Source organism: Thermodesulfovibrionales bacterium (genome assembly GCA_035622735.1).
Lineage (GTDB): Bacteria > Nitrospirota > Thermodesulfovibrionia > Thermodesulfovibrionales > UBA9159 > DASPUT01.
The window spans coordinates 1-2,304 of record DASPUT010000259.1 but is presented as its reverse complement, the minus strand read 5'-3'; the positions used below and the strand labels follow the sequence as shown (position 1 = coordinate 2,304).

Here is a 2,304-nt window from a genome sequence, read left to right as displayed (position 1 = left end):
TGCATCCCCTCTTCATGACGCTCTGGCAGAATCTCGTTATTGTCGCAGTCCTGTTGCCTTTTGTCCGTGTACCCGATGACCTCAGGTCTCTCTTCCTGGCCTGCGCCGTTATGGGTATCGTGCATTCAACAGTGGCGCCGGTCCTCTATTTCAAAGGTCTCCAGAGGGTGACCGCAAACAAGGCTGCGATTCTCGGATACCTCGAACCTGTTTCTGCAATTCTTCTCGGGGCACTTTTCCTGGGTGAGACTATAACCTCGAGGAACATCCTCGGGGGCACCCTGATACTCCTCTCGGGGTACATCACGGCAAGAGACTCCGGAGAGGCGAGCCTCGGGGCGTGAGTCGTGATTGACGGTAAAGCGTGCGGAACGGAATAATTTTTACATCTTGACATTTTTCTTCACAAACAATACAATTTGGCTAGTGATTGAAGGGGGCATTGCCCTTTCTTATTACAGAGTTATGGGGGACTGATCCTCCGAAGGGAAGGAAGCATGGGACATAAACTTCTCCTTTCTGACGACAGCATAACGATCCAGAAAGTCGTCGAGCTGGTACTCGCCGGAGAGGGCTTCGATATTAAGGCCACGAACAACGGTGATGAGGCATTGGCCGCGCTTCAGTCTTTTCGACCCGACGTCGTACTCGCCGACATCGCGATGCCCGTCATGAACGGTTATCAACTCTGTGAAAAGATCAAGAAGAACCCCGATACGGCAGACATACCGGTCATATTACTTGCCGGAGCCTTTGAGCCGATTGATGAAGACCTCGCGAAGGATGTCGGCTCCGATGATTATATCATTAAGCCCTTCGAATCTCAGGAGTTGTTGAGCAAGGTGAACGCGGTACTCGTGAGTAAAGGGATGGAGGAAGAAGAGCCTATGGAAGGAGAGGCTCTCGAGGCAGCGGACATGGAAGCTGCGGAAGAAGACCTCTGGACGATGGAAGAGATCACTGCCGCGCCCACTGAAGAGGGTCTTTCTGCAGAGCCGCCCATGGGAGAAAAGACAGCATTTGAAGAACCGGTCGAAGTGGCGGAGGAATTTGGGGCCGGCAGAGGGATTGAGAAGATTGAAGCGGAAGAAGTCGCCGGGGGACAGCGGGTCGCTCCTCCAGCAACTCCGCAGATCGAATTCCCTTCACGAGATGAATTTGCCGATATCCTTAAGAAGACCCTCGATGAGAAGGTTGCCTCGCTCATAAGGGTTGTAGACATTCAGGAATCGCTCCTTGCTGCGATTACTCCTTCGGTTAAGGATTCCGCGGAGAAGGTATTATGGGAGGTCGCGCCGCAACTCATCGAGAGACTTCTCAAGGAGATGCTCCAGGGTGTTCTTGCTTCCCTCACAAAAGAGATTGAGAAGGTCATCTGGGATACCGTTCCGGAACTTGCGGAGACGATGATTTCGAAGGAGATAGAAAAGATTAAGTCTGAGATATAGGCTGAGAATGCCTATCCCGAGCCTCTCTTAACGTAAGGGTCTGTAGGTTTTCTCCCTGACGTCCTTTCCCGATATGACAGAATTAGAAAAGGCTTATAACCCGAAAGGGATAGAAGAAAAGTGGTACGCCCTATGGCTTGATCGAGGGTACTTCAACCCTGATGCCTTTTCCGGAAGCCCTTATTCCATCGTCATCCCTCCTCCGAATGTCACCGGCTCTTTACACATGGGTCATGCCCTGAATGCGACGCTGCAGGACATCCTCGCCCGATGGAGACGGATGCTCGGCTCTAAAGTCCTCTGGCTTCCGGGTACGGATCACGCGGGGATAGCGACACAGAATGTCGTGGAGAGGAATCTCGCAGGGGAGGGGCTCGACAGGAGAAAAATCGGAAGGCAAGCCTTCATCGAGAGGATATGGAAGTGGAAGGGAGAGTACGGCGGGAGGATCATCCATCAACTGAAGAGACTCGGTGCCTCGTGCGACTGGTCTAGGGAGAGATTTACCCTCGATGAGGGGCTTTCGCGGGCGGTCAGAGAGGTCTTCGTGAAGCTCTATGAAGAAGGTCTCATCTATCAGGACAAGAGGCTCATCAACTGGTGTCCGCGGTGCCATACCGCTTTGTCCGATCTCGAGGTCGAACATGAGGAGCTCGATGGAGTCCTCACCTCCATACGATACCCTTTTTCTGACGGTGACGGATATATCGTCGTCGCGACGACGAGGCCGGAGACGATGCTCGGCGACACCGCGGTAGCGGTACATCCCGATGACGAGCGATATCGGGCGTTCATAGGAAAGACCGTCCGTCTCCCTTTGACGGATAGGGAGATACCCGTTATCGGAGACGCTTCC

The 2,304-nt window shown here is 53.2% G+C and carries 3 protein-coding genes; all 3 read left to right on the top strand.

Annotated features, from left to right (window positions below; genetic code table 11):
* Positions 1–344, top strand: a 344-nt coding sequence (locus tag VEI96_13420) for a DMT family transporter (GenBank protein ID HXX58994.1), incomplete at its 5' end; no start/stop codon positions are given.
* A 153-nt stretch (positions 345–497) separates the two neighbouring features.
* Positions 498–1,448, top strand: coding sequence for a response regulator (locus VEI96_13415; GenBank protein HXX58993.1), 951 nt, complete (start codon positions 498–500; stop codon positions 1,446–1,448).
* 73 nt (positions 1,449–1,521) lie between these two features.
* On the top strand, positions 1,522–2,304 hold a 783-nt coding region (locus VEI96_13410), incomplete at its 3' end, for a class I tRNA ligase family protein (GenBank protein HXX58992.1).